Origin of the sequence: Lacticaseibacillus rhamnosus (assembly GCF_900636965.1) — a bacterium.
Classification (GTDB): Bacteria; Bacillota; Bacilli; order Lactobacillales; family Lactobacillaceae; genus Lacticaseibacillus; species Lacticaseibacillus rhamnosus.
On the sequence record NZ_LR134331.1, the window covers coordinates 2,174,700 to 2,191,288 of the forward strand.

The 16,589-nt window shown below is 48.4% G+C and carries 14 protein-coding genes; all 14 read right to left on the reverse strand.

Annotation, left to right across the window (positions count from 1 at the left end):
- Positions 1-37: 37 nt before the first annotated feature.
- The 14 genes from EL173_RS10925 to EL173_RS10990 all read right to left on the reverse strand — a co-directional run bounded on the left by EL173_RS10925 (position 38) and on the right by EL173_RS10990 (position 16,424).
- On the reverse strand, positions 38-895 hold the full coding sequence (locus EL173_RS10925) for a GGDEF domain-containing protein (RefSeq protein WP_005692660.1): 858 nt from the start codon (positions 893-895) through the stop codon (positions 38-40).
- On the reverse strand, positions 876-3,005 hold the full coding sequence (locus EL173_RS10930; RefSeq protein ID WP_005692658.1) for a cellulose biosynthesis cyclic di-GMP-binding regulatory protein BcsB: 2,130 nt from the start codon (positions 3,003-3,005) through the stop codon (positions 876-878). The genes EL173_RS10925 and EL173_RS10930 overlap by 20 nt, the downstream gene beginning before the upstream one ends.
- A complete protein-coding gene (locus EL173_RS10935; RefSeq protein WP_032956022.1) occupies positions 2,950-4,182 on the reverse strand; it encodes a glycosyltransferase family 2 protein in 1,233 nt (410 codons plus the stop codon). Before EL173_RS10935 ends, EL173_RS10930 begins: the two co-directional genes overlap by 56 nt.
- Positions 4,183-4,250: 68 nt before the next feature.
- Positions 4,251-5,810, reverse strand: coding sequence for a hypothetical protein (locus EL173_RS10940; RefSeq protein WP_005692655.1), 1,560 nt, complete (start codon positions 5,808-5,810; stop codon positions 4,251-4,253).
- Positions 5,807-7,297 carry a glycan biosynthesis hexose transferase WsfD gene (gene wsfD / locus EL173_RS10945; RefSeq protein ID WP_005692653.1) on the reverse strand — a complete coding sequence of 497 codons (1,491 nt, stop codon included), beginning with the start codon at positions 7,295-7,297 and terminating at the stop codon, positions 5,807-5,809. Before wsfD ends, EL173_RS10940 begins: the two co-directional genes overlap by 4 nt.
- The gene (locus EL173_RS10950; RefSeq protein ID WP_014571498.1) at positions 7,294-8,445 is read right to left on the reverse strand and encodes a hypothetical protein; all 1,152 of its coding nucleotides are present in this window, start codon (positions 8,443-8,445) and stop codon (positions 7,294-7,296) included. The genes wsfD and EL173_RS10950 overlap by 4 nt, the downstream gene beginning before the upstream one ends.
- Before the next feature lie 206 nt (positions 8,446-8,651).
- Positions 8,652-9,845 (reverse strand): GGDEF domain-containing protein, encoded by a 1,194-nt coding sequence (locus EL173_RS10955; protein WP_005692650.1) that lies wholly within the window; start codon positions 9,843-9,845, stop codon positions 8,652-8,654.
- A 5-nt stretch (positions 9,846-9,850) separates the two neighbouring features.
- A complete protein-coding gene (locus EL173_RS10960; protein WP_005692648.1) occupies positions 9,851-11,224 on the reverse strand; it encodes an FAD-dependent oxidoreductase in 1,374 nt (457 codons plus the stop codon).
- 43 nt (positions 11,225-11,267) lie between these two features.
- Positions 11,268-11,954: an EAL domain-containing protein gene (locus EL173_RS10965; RefSeq protein ID WP_014571499.1), complete on the reverse strand. Its 687-nt coding sequence runs from the start codon at positions 11,952-11,954 to the stop codon at positions 11,268-11,270.
- Positions 11,955-12,332: 378 nt separating this feature from the next.
- Positions 12,333-12,524, reverse strand: coding sequence for a hypothetical protein (locus EL173_RS15310; protein ID WP_005684745.1), 192 nt, complete (start codon positions 12,522-12,524; stop codon positions 12,333-12,335).
- Between the two features lie 215 nt (positions 12,525-12,739).
- A complete protein-coding gene (locus EL173_RS10975; RefSeq protein ID WP_005684743.1) occupies positions 12,740-13,153 on the reverse strand; it encodes a MarR family winged helix-turn-helix transcriptional regulator in 414 nt (137 codons plus the stop codon).
- 169 nt (positions 13,154-13,322) lie between these two features.
- Positions 13,323-14,078 carry a zinc-ribbon domain-containing protein gene (locus tag EL173_RS10980; RefSeq protein WP_005692640.1) on the reverse strand — a complete coding sequence of 252 codons (756 nt, stop codon included), beginning with the start codon at positions 14,076-14,078 and terminating at the stop codon, positions 13,323-13,325.
- Positions 14,079-14,182: 104 nt separating this feature from the next.
- A complete protein-coding gene (locus EL173_RS10985; RefSeq protein WP_369904481.1) occupies positions 14,183-15,139 on the reverse strand; it encodes an alpha/beta hydrolase in 957 nt (318 codons plus the stop codon).
- 205 nt (positions 15,140-15,344) lie between these two features.
- Positions 15,345-16,424: a zinc ribbon domain-containing protein gene (locus EL173_RS10990; protein WP_014571502.1), complete on the reverse strand. Its 1,080-nt coding sequence runs from the start codon at positions 16,422-16,424 to the stop codon at positions 15,345-15,347.
- Positions 16,425-16,589 lie beyond the last annotated feature (165 nt).

The following is a 16,589-nucleotide window of genomic DNA, read 5'->3' on the forward strand; positions in this document are numbered from 1 at the left end:
TAACCGGCGTTAATATCCATAAGCTATCAATGACAGATCAAACATCATATTCCGTTGCTTTTTCTGCTTGATGAATCAGATCTGCCGGCGTCTTGATCCCATCATCGCGCATATCGGCAATGCCGAGTTGCAACGTAACAGCCACATCCGGCATACCGGGTTGCGCGGCCAGCGATTTGGCAAACTGGCTGCGAATACGCTTAGCCGCAATGGTGGCCCCTGCGCGATCAGTGTATAGCAACACAGCCCAAGTCGGATGGGTCCGATCAATCAAATAAACCATGTCATTCGTCCGCGTTGAAGCTGTAAGCGCCTGTGAAACAATTTGAATCAGCTCATTAAACTGCGCTGTTGTCATTAGCCGGCGCAACTCACCTTCGTAGCGCAATTTTAAGGCAATGGTGCTAACCGGTAAGTGATAACGGCGGGAAGTATCCATGTAGACGGCGCCATCTTGTTGATAAGCCACCAACGTTCGCAACCGAGTTCGTTCGTCAAAACTGCCGAATTGCTGAACCCGATTGATCAACTCCTGATTCCGATGTTGCAACGTCAGTGTTTTTTGAACCAGACCGTAAAAGGAGACACTGAACAAAACCGGCATGATCAACCAAAAAATCAACGCTAGCGGTGCTGGGTGTCCGGCTAAAAGGTCGGTATACACCATCCATGTGCCCTGTGCAAAAATGAACAGTAGATTCAATACTAGCCCCGCCGTCAATCCCCAAAAGTAGGTTGCCAATAAAAGAAAAATACTGATACCAAGATAGACAGTGTTAAGCAAGACCTGATCAGATGTCAATGCCATGAACACCGCAGTAACTGCTGTCAGAAACAGGAATGCTAGCAAGTTCAAATCGGTCCGCAGACCAAGCTCAGCGGTTTTGCTTTTCATTCGTTATCCCCTTCTCCTGTGCCCGTGTGCCATACTTTCGTAACAAGAAAATCAGTGCTGCCAGCAACAATACCAGCATCACCGCAGCAACCGTTAAGAAAATGACCAGCGTCCGTTTCTGAAGCAACTGTTTGGTAACGGATGATCCGGTACTGGTTATCGCTTGTTTTTTAAAGCGATAGTCGTAATGCTGATTATCCGGATCCACTGCAATCAAGTCACCACGATATGCCTTAATTTGTGGCTGGGTTACCATTTGCGTCGACCCTAAAAAGGTGGCGTCAGCCGTGGCTCCAGTCACAACTAGCATGGTTTTGGCAGCATTATACGGCGAGCGCAGCAATTGCGCCGTACCTAGCGTTTTGCCATAAGCACTTTCAATACTGAGCTTTTCGTTGGCCACTAGCCGCGTAAAATTACCATTGTAGCGAAAATAAAGCTTGGGGTTTAACGTTTGAACCAATCGCGTGGCTTTGGGACTGCCAAAAGCAATGACATTGTTGGCAGCTAAGACTGCTTCACTTGGCGCTTGATCATAATAGGTGATGGTGCCAGTATTCCGTTTAGCAAAACTGCCAAGCAAGTTCACAATATTCGTCAACGTTTTAAAATCTGTGTTCGTCATTTGGGCCGGGCGAACCACCGCTACATGATCGAACGCCCCTTGCTTGAGGAACATCGTCGGGTAGTTTCGAAAAAGCTGACTGGTTTGTGGCTTTGACTTAACCCGAAATTCCGAGGCTTCACCAATCGTAGCCCATGGCGTCTGGTCATTGGTCGTCGTGGTCGTGCCCGGTAACGCCAAATCGACGGCGATGCGGATTGTCACCGCATTTGCAAGCGGCATGTTCTTGGGCACGGTTAACGTAATTGTTTTGCCATTAGCACCCGCTTGCGTCAATCGCCAACTCCCAATAGGTCGATCGTCCACAGAAGCCGTCACTAATGACCGGGAAAAATCGAGATTCTTGGCATACCGCAAATTCAATTTAATTTGGCTGCCATCAGCATTGGTGCGATCCATTGGCAGCTTCACGAAAAAGACTGCCTGCTGATGTCCGCTACCAGTAAGGGTTGTATCCGTTGGGCTCAGCGCGTAATGGTTCCCGAAATCCTGAAGCGAACTAGAAAAAGTCTGGGTTTTTGCCGTGATGATTTTTTTCGTTGCTTTAGTTTCCTGCATCAGTTCCTGATTGGCCACAAATCGTGCCGCTTTCACAAGTAACGTGTCCGTTTTGGCAGTAACTATCAATTGGTAGCGACCGTTTGTATAAACTGTCTGCAGGACAGCCCCGCGATTCAGATCACGAGTTTGGATCTGCTGCTTAACTGCGCTTGGCAAATGGTCGTAACGAGCTACCACCATTTGGTAAGGACGATTAGCTAAGGTCTCACTATCACTTGGGGCAATCGCAATTGCTTCTTCCGCATTGCTCAAAACCCGTGCATAACCCGCCAAAGCGTATGTAGCGGCAGCTAATTCCGAGTTGCTCGGCGCTTTCGGAACGGCAATGCCCGCCTGTCCTTTGGCTATAGTATCTTGACCACTAAAATGCTGATAAAACGACTTAATCGCCGGCTCAGGCTCATCTAGCGTATAGGTAAAATTCAAATTACTTTGTGGATAAACCGTTAACCAGTTAGCAGGCGTCTGGGTCTTTTCGACTGTCCCCTGATCCGTCGTTAGCACTTGGCCTTGGACGGTTAGTTGATTACTGCCTTGAATTAAATTCACCGGAACATCAATACTGTGAGTTTGTAACCCACTCGTGTTATCCGGTCGAAAAGAGGCAAATTTAACCCCATTAATGGCCACCGTCAAATCAGATAGGGTCCGATCTGCCAACTGACTCACCTGAAAGTTCAGATTAAGTTTGGCTGTTTCGACTTGCCAATATCCCATTTTGACAAAATACATGTCCGTTCGAATGCCTTGACCAGACTGACTAGTCGCGACATTTTGAAACGGTTCGGTAAAAGTTTGCGTTGCTGCTTGCACCGGCAACGGCTTGACAAAGAAAAAACACAGGACGGCTAGCAAGTATAAGAACCATTTATTGATACCGTTTTGTCTTATACCAGTGAGCCTGTTGATGAAAAAGTTGTTCACGAATATACGCCACCATTCCATAAAGTGCGACTGCCAGCCATAACTGACTGTAAGTGATATACATTAACCCGATGATCCCGACATTACCGACTGTCATTTCGCCTTTTTCTGTGGAGATCGTAATGAAGGTACTAACGATGAATAACAAGATCGCCAGCAGCCACAGACCGGTGGAGAAACCCTTCAGTCCAACATGCGCCCAGCCGGCAGTTGACAGAATAAAAACCGCATCGGACAGAACAAGCGACGTCATGAGCAGAAAATAAATCGAGAGAAAGTAAATGAGGTCAAACCGGATCGGTCGACCGCGTTTTTGAAAAAGTAAGGCGCTATTTTTTAAAATAACGTAAATATTACCTTTGACCCACCGTGTCCGCTGATGAAACCACACATCGAGTGTCTGTGGTTCCTGTTCCCAGGTCACGGCTTTGGGTTGAAATTTGATCCGGGCGCCGTTCATATAGACATGAAAACTGATCTCCGTGTCCTCGGCTAGTGCCTTGACATCCCAACCGCCGATTTTGTCAATCAGGCTGCGGCGAACGACATAATTGGTGCCGGGGATCGTGCATAAGCCAAACAAATGTTGCCGACCAGCCTGAGCCATCCACTGAAACGACAAGGTCTCAATGTTGATGAAACGAGTTAACCATGTCGCCTGCTTGTTGCGCGTACGAAACTTACCAATCACCGCGCCTAATCCATCGTCCGCCATCAGTTCACTCACCAAAATTCGCAAAGCACCGAATTCTGGCGTGTTATCGGCATCATAAATGGCTAACACCGACCCCTGTGCCTTGGTCAGCCCAATATTCAACGCGTTAGACTTTCCCTTACCGCCTGTCACGGCATCTGTGTTGATCACATGCAACTGCCGATCTGGATACCGATGTTGCAAATCGCGAAGTAACGCCGCGGAATTATCAGAAGAATTATCATTAATCACAATGATTTCATAACGATCCTGGGGATAATCAAATCGCAACAAGGATTCAACGGTTTTGACAATCACCACGCCTTCATTGTGCGCTGGCACCATAACGGAAACCATTGGCGGTGTGGGCGGCAAAGACGGTTCTGGTTGTTGCGTCATCTTCATATACTCAAAATAGCCCGCGACAACCAAAATGACGTTCACCATGAGGATCAGCCAAATCGCCCCGATGGCAAATAGCATGATCCAATCTAAAGCACTCAATTGCAGCCTCCTTCAGTTTTTATGACGAATTCCTTCAATCGCTCTACCTAACGTCGAAATTTATCGCGATAAAGCTTACTGCCTTTTCTCAGCAACACGGCAAGGATCACCAACATGATCAGCATGAAAATCAGCAAAAACCGTTCTTGCCAATTGAAGAATCCGTTCAGACGGGTACTGATACGCTTTGCCTGTGGCCGTTTCTGGTGGGGGTTGTCCCCGCTAGCGACCGTGACGGGTTTGCCGTTTCGCCAATATTGGCCGAATTGACTGGTTACCGTCACGTTGCCTGCTACAAGCCGATTGGTGAATGCATCCGAACTAAAGTCAAACCAAGTGCCGTGATAAGCACGGAGATCCTGTTTGAATTGCGCCAACGCTTTTGCTGTCGTTGGTAGTGCCATCTGCAGTGCTAGCGGTGCTGCAGATGTGATGCCACTATCATTCGCCCCTTCAATCGTTTGCCAACGCCGCAGCGGCATCACCCAAAAAGCACGTTCAGTCGTATTCGCAGTTTGCGGTACGGTATGCGCCGATGCATCAGCGGTGGGCATACTCGGCAGTAACCACTGGGTGTTCGTTTGACGATAAAGCGCCTGTAATTTAGGCGTCAGTGCAGTACGGATGTCACCACTGATGCCACTGGGGTAAAGCCCGTTTTGTATTGCCTGTTTCACTTGTGCCAGATACAATCGCTGCACAGCTTTAGCATCAGCAGGTATCGTCTGGCTGAGCTGTGGCCACTGCCAGATTAACTGACCGCCAGCTTGCATGCTATTGGCTAAAGCTGCCAAGTAAGCAGCATGCTCCGGTAAACGTACATGTTTCGCGGTTAATGTGGCACTAAGCGCAAAGGAAATCCCTTGTTGGCGTAAAAACGTCGTCACCTGCCGTAACTGTTTAGGACTCGTTGTCGGCGTCACTCCGGTTATCAGAAGTGCCGGTGCCAATTTTTGTGCCTGCCCCGTTAAAAACCGAGCTAACAACCGCTGGGCTAACAAACCGGTCAAACCGTTCTGATCAAAGAAAGGTAAATAAGCTTTGTCTTCGGTCATCAAACCATAGCCGTATGTCTGCGATGTTCCTTGCACTTGCAGACGACCCACTGCATCAGCAACTGCCGGATACAAAGTCCAAGTTGTCGCGGTAAACGGCAGTAATTGCCTGACGTTGGTTGTCTCATCCTGCAATTGCAACTGCAAATGCGTCACTTGCTCACCAGCACCGAATGTCCGTATAAAATCCTGCGGTAATCGCGCGCCGATATGGATCTTTTTCCCCGTAAACTGCGCCCAATCATGGTCAAATGCAGCACTATTTTGCGGACTTGCTTGCCAATTCACCATTCTCATCACCGCTGTGTATTTCCTATTGAGCTCACCGGCATGGTACTGGCTAAGCGCAACTTGGGTCACCGACTGTCCTAAACCAAGCAATAATCTGGTCATATCAGCAACAGGTTGATCTTGTGCGGTTTCTGAGTGTTGGCTGTCATAGACCAATAGCACTGCCGGTCGGGTGGCAGCAGCAACAGGTTGCTCCTGACAGACATGATTGCCGGCTACCAAGCCAATGATGATCAACAAACAGCTGAACAAACGCTTCATGGCGACACCTCCTTGGCACTAGCCAGCGCATCCACCGCTTGGTCCTCATGGCGCGTCATGAAGTCGCTAAGCCCTAAAAGCAAGACCAGATTCTGACTAACGGCGGTTAAGACCAAATGACGGGCCAAATCAGCATCACCATTCAAAATAACAGCCACGAGCATTGCGATTACCACAAGCCCTTCAAATCCGATCACGAGCCAGCCGCAAACAATCCATGCCCGAATACCCCGGCGCCCGCCTTGATAAACCCGATAACCGTAAAGGCCAATTAGAATGCTGGCAAGTAATAGAAAGAACTGAAACTGTTTGGGGAAAAATGCCCGCATGACCAAACTGCAACTCGTAAAATACCGACTTTGCTGTTTCGGTAGCCCTTTCGTCGTAACAGGAAAGTCGCCCACGGCCGCCATCTGTGTCAGGTACACATCCCCGCTCGCAAGCTGGAGCATCCGAACGAGCTGATCGGGATAACCGGCATAGAGCCGCAGTACCTTGCTATATCGCAACTGGCGCACAAACTCACGCTGTACAACGCGATGACGCGTGTTAACTGGCAACTTATCCTGGTAAAACTGAGTGCCCGCCAACAATGCGTATTGCGGTTCAAGACCGACACTGGCCAACGTTTTGCCCGGATCAGTGGCGTTTAGCAACACACCGCGGGTCATGCTTTGATACAAACTGACCGCCTTTAGCTCGGCTGGCGTCTGCCGGATTGTCAAGCCACTCAAAAGTACCAACGCAAAACTCACGAGCAGCAAACACCATTTAAATGCCCGAGTACGGTGCCACCATAACCCCACGGTAGCTAACAATACCGGTCCCACTAACCAAGCAGTCTGCATATCGGCTGTGATCAAAATGGCCCCAGCGCTTGCAACAATCAGCAAATAACGCCACGCATGCGCTGGTTTTCTGGCCAATAGCAGCAAACTGCCAAACAAATAAGTGACAGCAATCAGCATCACGGATTGTGAATAAAAAGAATTGAAGTACAGCGTCAGGCTGGTATCACCCAATAGCCAAACTGCCAGTATCGCAATGAGATAATGGCGGCCTTTTCGTTGTTGCCGAGTCAATCCGGCAACAACCAAATACACACCACCTAAGTACAAGCCAAACGCCAGCATTCCCAAAACCCGTAAATGAAAAACGGTTCGACTGATTAAAAGTTGATCGATCCAAAGCGCAACTTGAATGAGCAAGTTTTGACTCGACCATGCCGGCAAACGGGTATCGTTGTAAAATTGCCGGATGCTATAGGTAACATCTAAATAACGCGCTCCATGATGAGATGCGCCCAATCGCGGCAACAATTGGTTATGAGAGAGCACCCTAGCAAATTCACCGTTATCGGCATACCCGTGCAAGATCGGCCCAAACAAGTACCAGCCGCAGACAGCTATCAGTAGAATGACTGCCAAAAGCGCCGGAGAGCAGTGACGGCTAAAAACAGCGCCTGCCGCTTGCAAACGCCGCTTCATGATGTCACCTGTCCTTCGCAATAGGTATCCAAGGCAACCAATGTCATTAAGTTGTCAAATGAATACACCGTTTGACTCGCCGCATCACCCAGCCCGCCATTTAACGGTGAGTCAGTCTGCATCTGAAACGCCAACGCATGCTGCAGTGCGTTTTTGGCGGTTGCCTGATCGTGCTGTTGCATCGCCAACAAGGCCGCCAAAGCGTAAGCAGCAGCAGATTGATCCTCGCTAGCTGCTTGTCCGGTCGCCGTGTAACGATTCATCAACTGACCCGCTCTCACCTGTTGGCGCACCCACTGCCAAGTAGCATCCGATAACGCCTGAACTTCACTAAGATGCAATGCCGTTAGTAAACTTTCGACAATATTGATGGTTGCACTTTTGGTGTAACTTTGATCAGTCAAGTTTAGGCGTGTGGCAAATAACGGTAAGGCAGCACTTGACAGATGTCCATTTTGTACCTGCAGCAAGGCTTTCTGATAAACTGCTTTGCTGCCTAACTGCTTAAGCGTTGCCAAATCCACATAGCACAAAGTCAGGGTTTTCGCGCGCTTACCCGTGGACGCGTCAACATAATCGGTTAACTGGTTTGCGCGTAAATTGGTCACTTGAAACTTGGCGTAAAGCCCGCGGGCAGTTTGTTGCCACTTGGACTGCGGCATCTGCAACAAGCTGCGCATAATCCGGAAGTCATCAACCGGGGCATTTACCGGATACAAGGTTCGCGTCGTTGGTTGGTAACGATAGCTAAACTGGTGTCCCTGCCAAAAAAGACGCTTCGTACGATGATAAAAAGCCGAAAACGCCGCATTTTGCCGGGTTAACGCTAGATGCTGCAGCCATAGTCCGGAAGATTCGCTTAAATAAGCATGGCCAGACGCCTTAGTTCCGGTTTGCTGGTCGTTACGATAATTCGTATAGACCCCGTCTTTTTGGACCATTTCTTTCTTTAAGAATCGAAGCAGCGCGGTATATTGCGCCTCAAACGCTTTATTTTTAGGCGCACGAATAGGCACCGATCTAGTGACCGGTGCCACTTGTTTTGTTGTTTTTTCAGGTTGCACTTGCTGACACCCAGCCAAAAAAAGGCCGGCTGCCAAAACCGCCAGCAACCGTTGCCATCCCCAAACTGACATTTTTGCAAACAATTTTACTTTTCCCCACTCGATTTGTTCTGATCAACTAACCGTCTTTTTTATCATGCTTTATTGCCCTGCTTAGACATGCTAAACCCCTGACGGTATAGACCAACTAATATATTATTATACTGATTTCGGCTTACAAAACAACTAATATTTCTAATAACAACATCAGAAAAAATGAATGCCTTGTTTCACCAGGCATTGGCTGTCATTTAATGCGAATAACTATCCTCTGCCGAAAGATTCACGAGGGCTTCATCCTGCTCTGTGGTCAACTTTGCGCGGCCTTGAAATTTCGAGTAATAAAGCATCTGATCCGTGCGATCATAAAAGGCATCCGGATTGAGATCAGCCGCCTTCAATTGCGCCAATCCCATCGATACTGTGATGTGTAAGACGTTGCCCGCAACCATGAAGGGATAGTGGTGGATCCTCGCTTGCAAGCTATTGGCAAAAGCCACGGCCCGCTCGAAGCTTTGATGCCGCAACAGCAAATTAAATTCTTCACCACCCACGCGAAAACATTGAACATCCGGCGTCTTTCTGGTCTCGTCCAACAATAGCCGACCAACTTGCGCCAAAATTTCATTTCCTGCCAAATGGCCATACGTATCATTCATCTGTTTGAAATGATCAATATCAAAAGCAATCATGGCAACAGGTGTTTGTTGAAAACGAAAATCCTTAAATGCTTTCGCCAACTGCCGCTCAAAACTGGCATAGTTCTCCACTTGCGTTAGCCGATCCGTACTTGCCGCGTACTGAATGCGCGTTGTGTCATCATTATTGCGGTCAAAAAAATCCAGAACATAACTTAGCACGGTATTTGTGATCAAAAAGTCGCCAGCATAGACCAAAGCCATTGCGCCCGTGCCATTTGCCAATAAGGCTGCATTGAGAAACACTACAACCTGCCAACACAGCCCAACGCAAACTGTTAGCGCGAAACTGGCCTGCATAAAAGACAATTGCATGCGTCGCCCCAACACTACAAAGGCATAAGCAACGACTGCTTCAATGCTTATTACGCTCAAGTCCTGCCAGATTGTCGTGTTAAATCCGATCAAAACCAACTGTGTCAAGCCACCGGCACCGGCAGTGACCACCAAACTGCGAGCCCCCAAATAAGCCATGACATAAAAAAACAACATTAATCGTTCATTCACAATAATCCAGGTAGGTTTGCCGGTCAGTAACTCTATTTGAAAGAAAACCAGTAACACGCCAAAGTAAACCGTTCCCAGCTGATTCAACCGTCCCTTGGTATAGATCACCTTACCGCCGTGGAGATGATGGCGTTTTAAATAAGCCAGGACAATCATCTGAAAGATCAAAATGACGCCGAGAATAACAAAAATATCACGCAAAGTTGACGCCAAAATCGGCAAAAGTGTTTCAACGTTCATTCCATTCACCTATTGTTTGATGCTTGATCCGCGGTTGCTTCTTGTTCAATTGCCTGTTGCGCGACCAAATTCAGATAATGAAAAGGCTGGTCATAGTTTGGCTGAAAGAACATATCGACAAACGCCAAGTCATCGATCGTATTCCGATTTGCAATGGCAACCGATACGGTATTGGCTGACTGGGTGATATCGTAGCGACTTAATAATTGCGCGCCAAGAATGCGTCGCGTATCACGCGCATACACGAGTCTGATCATGACCCGATCAGCTGTGGGCATGAATTTAGGCCGATACGTGTCCTCGTAAGTAACTGCCGCGGCGGTGATCCCTTTTTCCAAGGCGTTTTTAAGCGTCAAGCCGGTTGAGGCCAAGTGGTGATTAAATAGCGGCATCGCAGTTGTCCCTTGCGTCCCCGGATAACGTTGCAAGTTCCCAAAAAGGTTGCGACCCGCGATCATCCCTTGCCGAACCGCATTCGTCGCTAACGGAATATAAACCTGTTCTCCAGTCGGATTAAACTTCACGGTACATGCATCGCCTGCCGCGTAAACATCAGGATCAGAAGTCTGCAAGTAATCATTGGTCATAATCGCGCCATGCCGATCCATCTCAATTTGCCCGCGTAACAGTTCTGTATTAGCCATAAATCCGGTACAAACAATCGCTAAATCTACTTGATAAGTGTTCATCGCTGTTTCAATCGTGATCGGATCCGCAGTGGAAGCACCGCTATGAAAAGCCTGAACCCGTTCGTTTAGCAACACTTTAGTCCCGTGTGCCTCAAGCAGTCTGACCACTCGTTTGGACATCGCCGGATCAATATAGTGATTAAGCAATTGATCATTACCTTGTAGCAACGTCACCTGATGACCTGTGTTCGTGTAACTTTCGGCTAGTTCCACCCCAATATAGCCACCACCGACAATCGCAATGTGTGCATGTTGACTTGCGGTTGCGTAAATTGCCTGCGCCTGCTGGTAATTCTTGCACATCAACACCCGCTCTTCACTAACCCCGTAAACCGGCGGAACGACGACATAGGAACCGGTCGTGACCAACAATTTGTCGTAGGTATCCTTGAACACCTCGTTAGTCAGCAGATTCTGAATGGTCAATTGTTTCGCATGAACGTCAATTTTTAAGACATCATGCTGAATATGTACCGTTGCCCCTGCTTTGCGCAAACTTGCCGGAGTCGCATAAAACATATCCTCAAGCCGCTTGACCGTCCCAGCAAGATAAAGTGCAATCCCGCATGAAAGAAATGAGACATTGTCTTCACGTTCATAAATGACAACATCGCTTTCTGGATGTTCTTTTAAAATCTGCATTGCAGCGGCAACTCCTGCATGCGTACAGCCAACCAAAACAATTTTCATAGCGTCAAAATCCCCCCCATTTACTCAACGCTGTCAGATCTCCTCAATTTGTTGGATCAGAAGCCTGTAACTTCAAAAGTTGCGGCTTCCCATAAAAATAGCCCTGCCGCAAATCAATCCCCAGTGCATCAACAAGCCGATCATCAGCAGCACTTTCAATCCCCTCAAGAATGAAGCGCATGTGGTACTCAGCCGCAAGATCACGCCAAAACCGTACACGTTGCTGCATACGTGCATCGCTCAACGTCAACTTGGCATCATTTTGTAAAGCGAACTTCATCTCACTCGCATAAGGCAAAAGTGGTCGGATATGCGACAATTTATTTTCGCCGGTAGCCACATCATCAAGGCTGATTTCAATCCCGCGTTCGACAAACCGCTGGATCATCGGCTCAAGTTGCGCCCAGGCAATCGGGGCTTCCTCCGGCTCTTCCGTTAGTTCCACAACCAGACGCACCGGACGCAACTCATTTTGCACATCAATCAAGGCCGTTTGAATCTGGTGATTGAGCATCTGCATCCGATTCAGATTGACGGAAACCGATCCGATTTTCAAAACCAATTTTTGCGCTGTTTGCCGCAGTGTATCAGCAATCACCGGTGCCGGCAGTGCTGAAAAAGACACAGGTGGCTGCCAACCACGAGACGTATGTTGCTTCATCAAAAGTTCATATCCAATGAGACTTTGATTGGCTTTATTAAGTTGCGGTTGAATAAAGTAACGATACATGATAACTCCGATCTAAAAATATTCTCAACAAAGAATATTGGCTGCTTAATAACACTTCTTCTTAAGTTTAACGGAATGTACCGCTTTAAACAACGAGCGTTTTTTAAAACGCCGGTACTTTGGAAATGTTCTTCAGTTGTCATTAAATCTGGTCCTAGTTCAAGAAGATTAGCTGCTTGCGGTTTTTTCTTGCGTTTTTTGTTTTGGGCGATTTGGTAATTTTTCTTGCGTTCTATAACGCGTTCATCGGCGCAGAAGTTGGCGTGTAAAGACCTCAGCTGCAAAGCCCTCGTACACTCCGATTGCCAACCGCGCCGGCTCGCGTTCACACCAAAAAAGCCCGATAATCATCATCGGGCTTAGGATGCTGCTCTGAAACTAATGACTAACTTTGACGGCATAAACAACGCGAATCGGGGTTGAGCGGACTCGCAGTAGACGTGCTGCCTCTTGGTTGCCATGGCTGGCGCGGATACATAGCATGCGTCGGGCCTGTTTAGCGACTAACAGGGTTGGAAAATCTTTTGGAAATAGTAAAGCGAACAACGCTTCGTTCGTTGCGCCAATCAATGATAAGGGACACCTTTCTGCTTGCTGTAATTTGTGCATAGTGTAGCATGTTTCTTCTCAGGCGCCAAGAGAATCTTGAATGTTTTCGTTATTTTAATCTAAATGTTACTTTAGCCATCCGCCCGTCATGAAATTGGGTTGAACACAGAATTTTTCAGAACCCTTACCTCTGTATGTAAAGACGAATAAGCTGGGGTTTGCACGGACCATCAAGTTCATTGCAAAGCGGTTAACAATCGTTCCAAGGTGGCGGTAAGTGCTTCAGGATCTTTAACATTGGTGGCGAAAGCTTTCTCCAACACCTGAAACAACTCATGGACTTCCGCAGCCGCCGCTTGTCCATCAGCCGTCAAAAAAAGTTGCCGCTCGCGGTCACTGTGCGGTGCCATCCGTTTTTCTAGCAGACCTTGTTGAATTAGCCGCTTGATCAGGTTAGAAACACTCGCCGGACCACGACTTAGATCCACGCTAATCTGGCGCTGATTCGTACCAGGATGTGCAGCGACAAAAGTCAATACCTTAGCCTGATCGCTATTTAAGTTGAGCGTGCCGAGATGTTGATTGAGAAAATATTTCTGTAATTTAGCCAGCTGATAAATCAAGCCGGAAATGTTTGTTTCGGTTTGCATGTCGAACCTCCATACCCATTAGCATACACGTTTGACTTGCAAACACAACAGTTTCGTTAGCGTCTTTTCTCTGAATCCCAGTAGCAAACCGCGTTACAATTGAAGGACATTCAAAAAGACGCCTGCCATAATTTCATTGTATGCAGACGCCCTTGTCTTCTTGGCGCAATTAATCATCGCTGTCTTTAATAAGCTCCCATTTGCCTGAATCATCATCGTATTTGCTCATTTGGTCATGAATCTCATCGTAGCGGTATTTATTGTACAGTTCGCCACTATCTTTGTCGTAAACATCGACTTCTTTCATGTTAACTGCCGGCGATGTGACTTCCACGCGGTAATCGTCGAGATCAAAATCGTCCAGATCGGCGGCCATTTTGGCAACATCGCGGTTACTTAGATCGCTGCTACTGCTGTTGGTCTCTTCTTTTTCTGCACGTGACTCGCTGGCATTAGCGAGTGATTCACTGGCGGCTTCTTGAGACGCTGCCAGTGAGCTAGATGCTGCTGCCTGCGATTCGGATGCCGAGGCTGAGGCGATCGAAACTGAGGAGGCGCTTGCTGCTGACGCACTGGCCGAACTCGAGGCGGCTTCTTGCGTCTGCTGACTGCGGTTCTGAAAATATAAGACACCGCCCACAATGACAACCGCAGCGAGTAATACCAGCGTCACAATTAGCCATGGTCGTTTCGGGTGGTTGGGGGATCCGCCACTGGTTTGGCGGCGACGGGTCACCGGTGGCACGCTGCCTGATTGTGGTCCTGACGCCGATGCCGGACTCGTCTGACCGCCAACATTTTCCTGCTGATGGGCTAACGCAGCATTCTGATTTTCTAATCGATATGCCTTAAGATTGAAACCGCAATTGTGACAATATGCTTCGTCAGCGCTAACCTGAACGCCGCAATGTGGACAAAATTCCATTTCTACTTCCTCCGTTTTTGATATTTGGTATCTTACTACCCTGTCATACCAACAATTGAACGCCAAGCTAGCACTGACGATCGCAAGCTGTATACGCTACTCACTTATTTTTCAGGAACCGGCAGCTGTCGCAACATCCATTGATAAGCTTCAGGTAGGATCTGTTGCCAATAAGTAAAGCCGTGCGCCCCAGCAGCGCTCCAGTGCGTGGTCGGATTTACCCCGGCAGTCGTGAGTTGATCGGCAAACCGGCTAACATCCTGAAATGGCACCGTTGTATCCGCCTGACCGGAAGCAAGAAAAACGTGCAACCCGACAGTGCGGTCACCTGTTAACATTTTAGCCGGCGCATCTGCTTCCCACTGTGCCTGATTCCATTGTCCGGCACGCAAAAATGCTGGCATCCGTGGCCGCGCAGCTTCAGGAACTTGTTGCCAGACAGCCGGTGACAATGCTGCAACCGTGCGAAATGCTGTCGGAACCGCTAGCGCCAGATGCAGTGCGCCATAACCGCCCATCGACACGCCACCAACCGCATGGGCATCCGCCTGGGGCAATACGGCAACTTGTTGCTGCAAATGCGGCAGCAAATCCTGAACGATCGCTGTCTGCATCTTTTCTGCTGGCGAATCAACGTAAAAACTATTGCCACCATCAATGAAAACCACGACTGCGGGATGCTTAGTGGCTGTCACCGCTTGATCTAACATGGTTTTTGAATCAACCAATTTCACCAGATTGGTTGCATCACCATCCATCCCGTGCAGCATCAAGATAAGCGGATACTGGCGCGATGAGGTATAGCCAGCCGGAAGATACGTAAAATAGCGCCAAGAACGATTCAGCGTCGGCGAAAAGAAACTTGACTCGTTGAGACTGCTAGCCGCTTGTGGTGACGTGACACTCGACTCAGATGAAGTTGATGTGCTGATAGTGCTGCGGTTAACAATTTTTGAAGCAGACGCCGATGTCACCTGTCGTGGCGCTGACGTTGAAGATTGACCCGATTTTGAAGGTGCCAAAGATGGAACCCACCAGATCAAAAATACGACCGCGATCATCAAAGCAGTGATTAAAATACCAGAGATTCGCTTACGCCGTTGCATAGTCGTGCACCTTAACCCAAGCCAATACGTTCCTTTGTTTCGGTTTCAAACCCTTACCCCATAACTGCCTCTTGTGAAGGACTTCTTTATCGTACAACACTCAGCACCAATACAGAACATATTTTATTTTATCGCAACAAACGTTCAGTTGCGAAACGCGTCAATCACGCCGCAAAAGCCGTGCCGTGACGACCATCACTAATGCAGCAACTATCCCCACAACATAGCCAATGCCAGGATTGAGCAACCCTTGAATTTGATTTGTTCCGCTACTCATTAATGGTGCATAGGCAACATATAAAGCCGCATACCCTAATAATCCTAACATCCCGCCAAGTCGCATCATGCCGCGCGCCCGGAAAAGCCCAAACACTAATCCTAAAGCTGGCCCCACACCTGCCAACGCTAGCGCTACATAAGGCAGATTAACCTTTGCCGCACCCACTGTCCCAGTGGTAGCAGCCGTCGTTTCGGCCAATGTACTGGCACTGCGAACCAAGTCATACAAACTGCCGCCCACCGTTGTCGTACCAACCCCGCTCGCTCCAAAAGGCCAAGCATAAGCGGCAATTAGGGCAAGAAACGCGGCCGCTAAATAAACCAGCCAGATCAAGCTACCGCGCCGATGCGATTTTCCAGCAAATTGCAGCCACCAACGCGACGAACCGCCACTTTGGGAATTAGGTGAAAAGTTTGGCTGACGAATAGGCGTCGAATACGGAGGCACCTGACTAGCCTGTCCAGATGAAGGCATCGTCCAAATATCATCATCATCGGACTGATCGCTACGATTCCGCGGCTGGTAACGTGCCACCGGTCGCCGGTTCGCCACGACATAAACCGCCACCGCACTGGCAACTGCAAGCACCCAACCGATCAAGACCGAAAAGCTAAAGACACAAAATAACACCATGACGCCAATTAACGTATACACAATGTGAACAGCCAGCCAATCAAGAAAATGCTGAAAGCTGTCGTCAGTTAAGTCTAGGCTTTTCTTACCGGCCGGCGTCTGACTTTGACGTCGCCGAGAGCGCTCACCAACTGTTGGCTCCTGGTCAGCAATCGAATCTTGCGGCTCCGCTTGTTTAGTCGGTCGGCTTTGCGTGGATTGTGCCGCTGTTTGTGCCGCAATTTGGGCATCAAAACGCACCAAATCCGTGCCGCAATTTGGACAGTACTTAACGCCTGCCGGTATTTTAAAACCGCAATTTGGACAGTACCGCATCTTTCCAGCCAAATCGGTTTCCCTCCCATTTTTGTTGTTTAAATCCATCTTGCCTGCTTCCGCCAAAATAGTAAAGTTTCTGCCAACTTTTTAACGAAAAGCAAGCGATTTTGCAAACCATGAATGGCATAGTCAGCAGTCATCTTGCCGCTGAATTTTTGTGAAAATGAACATTGG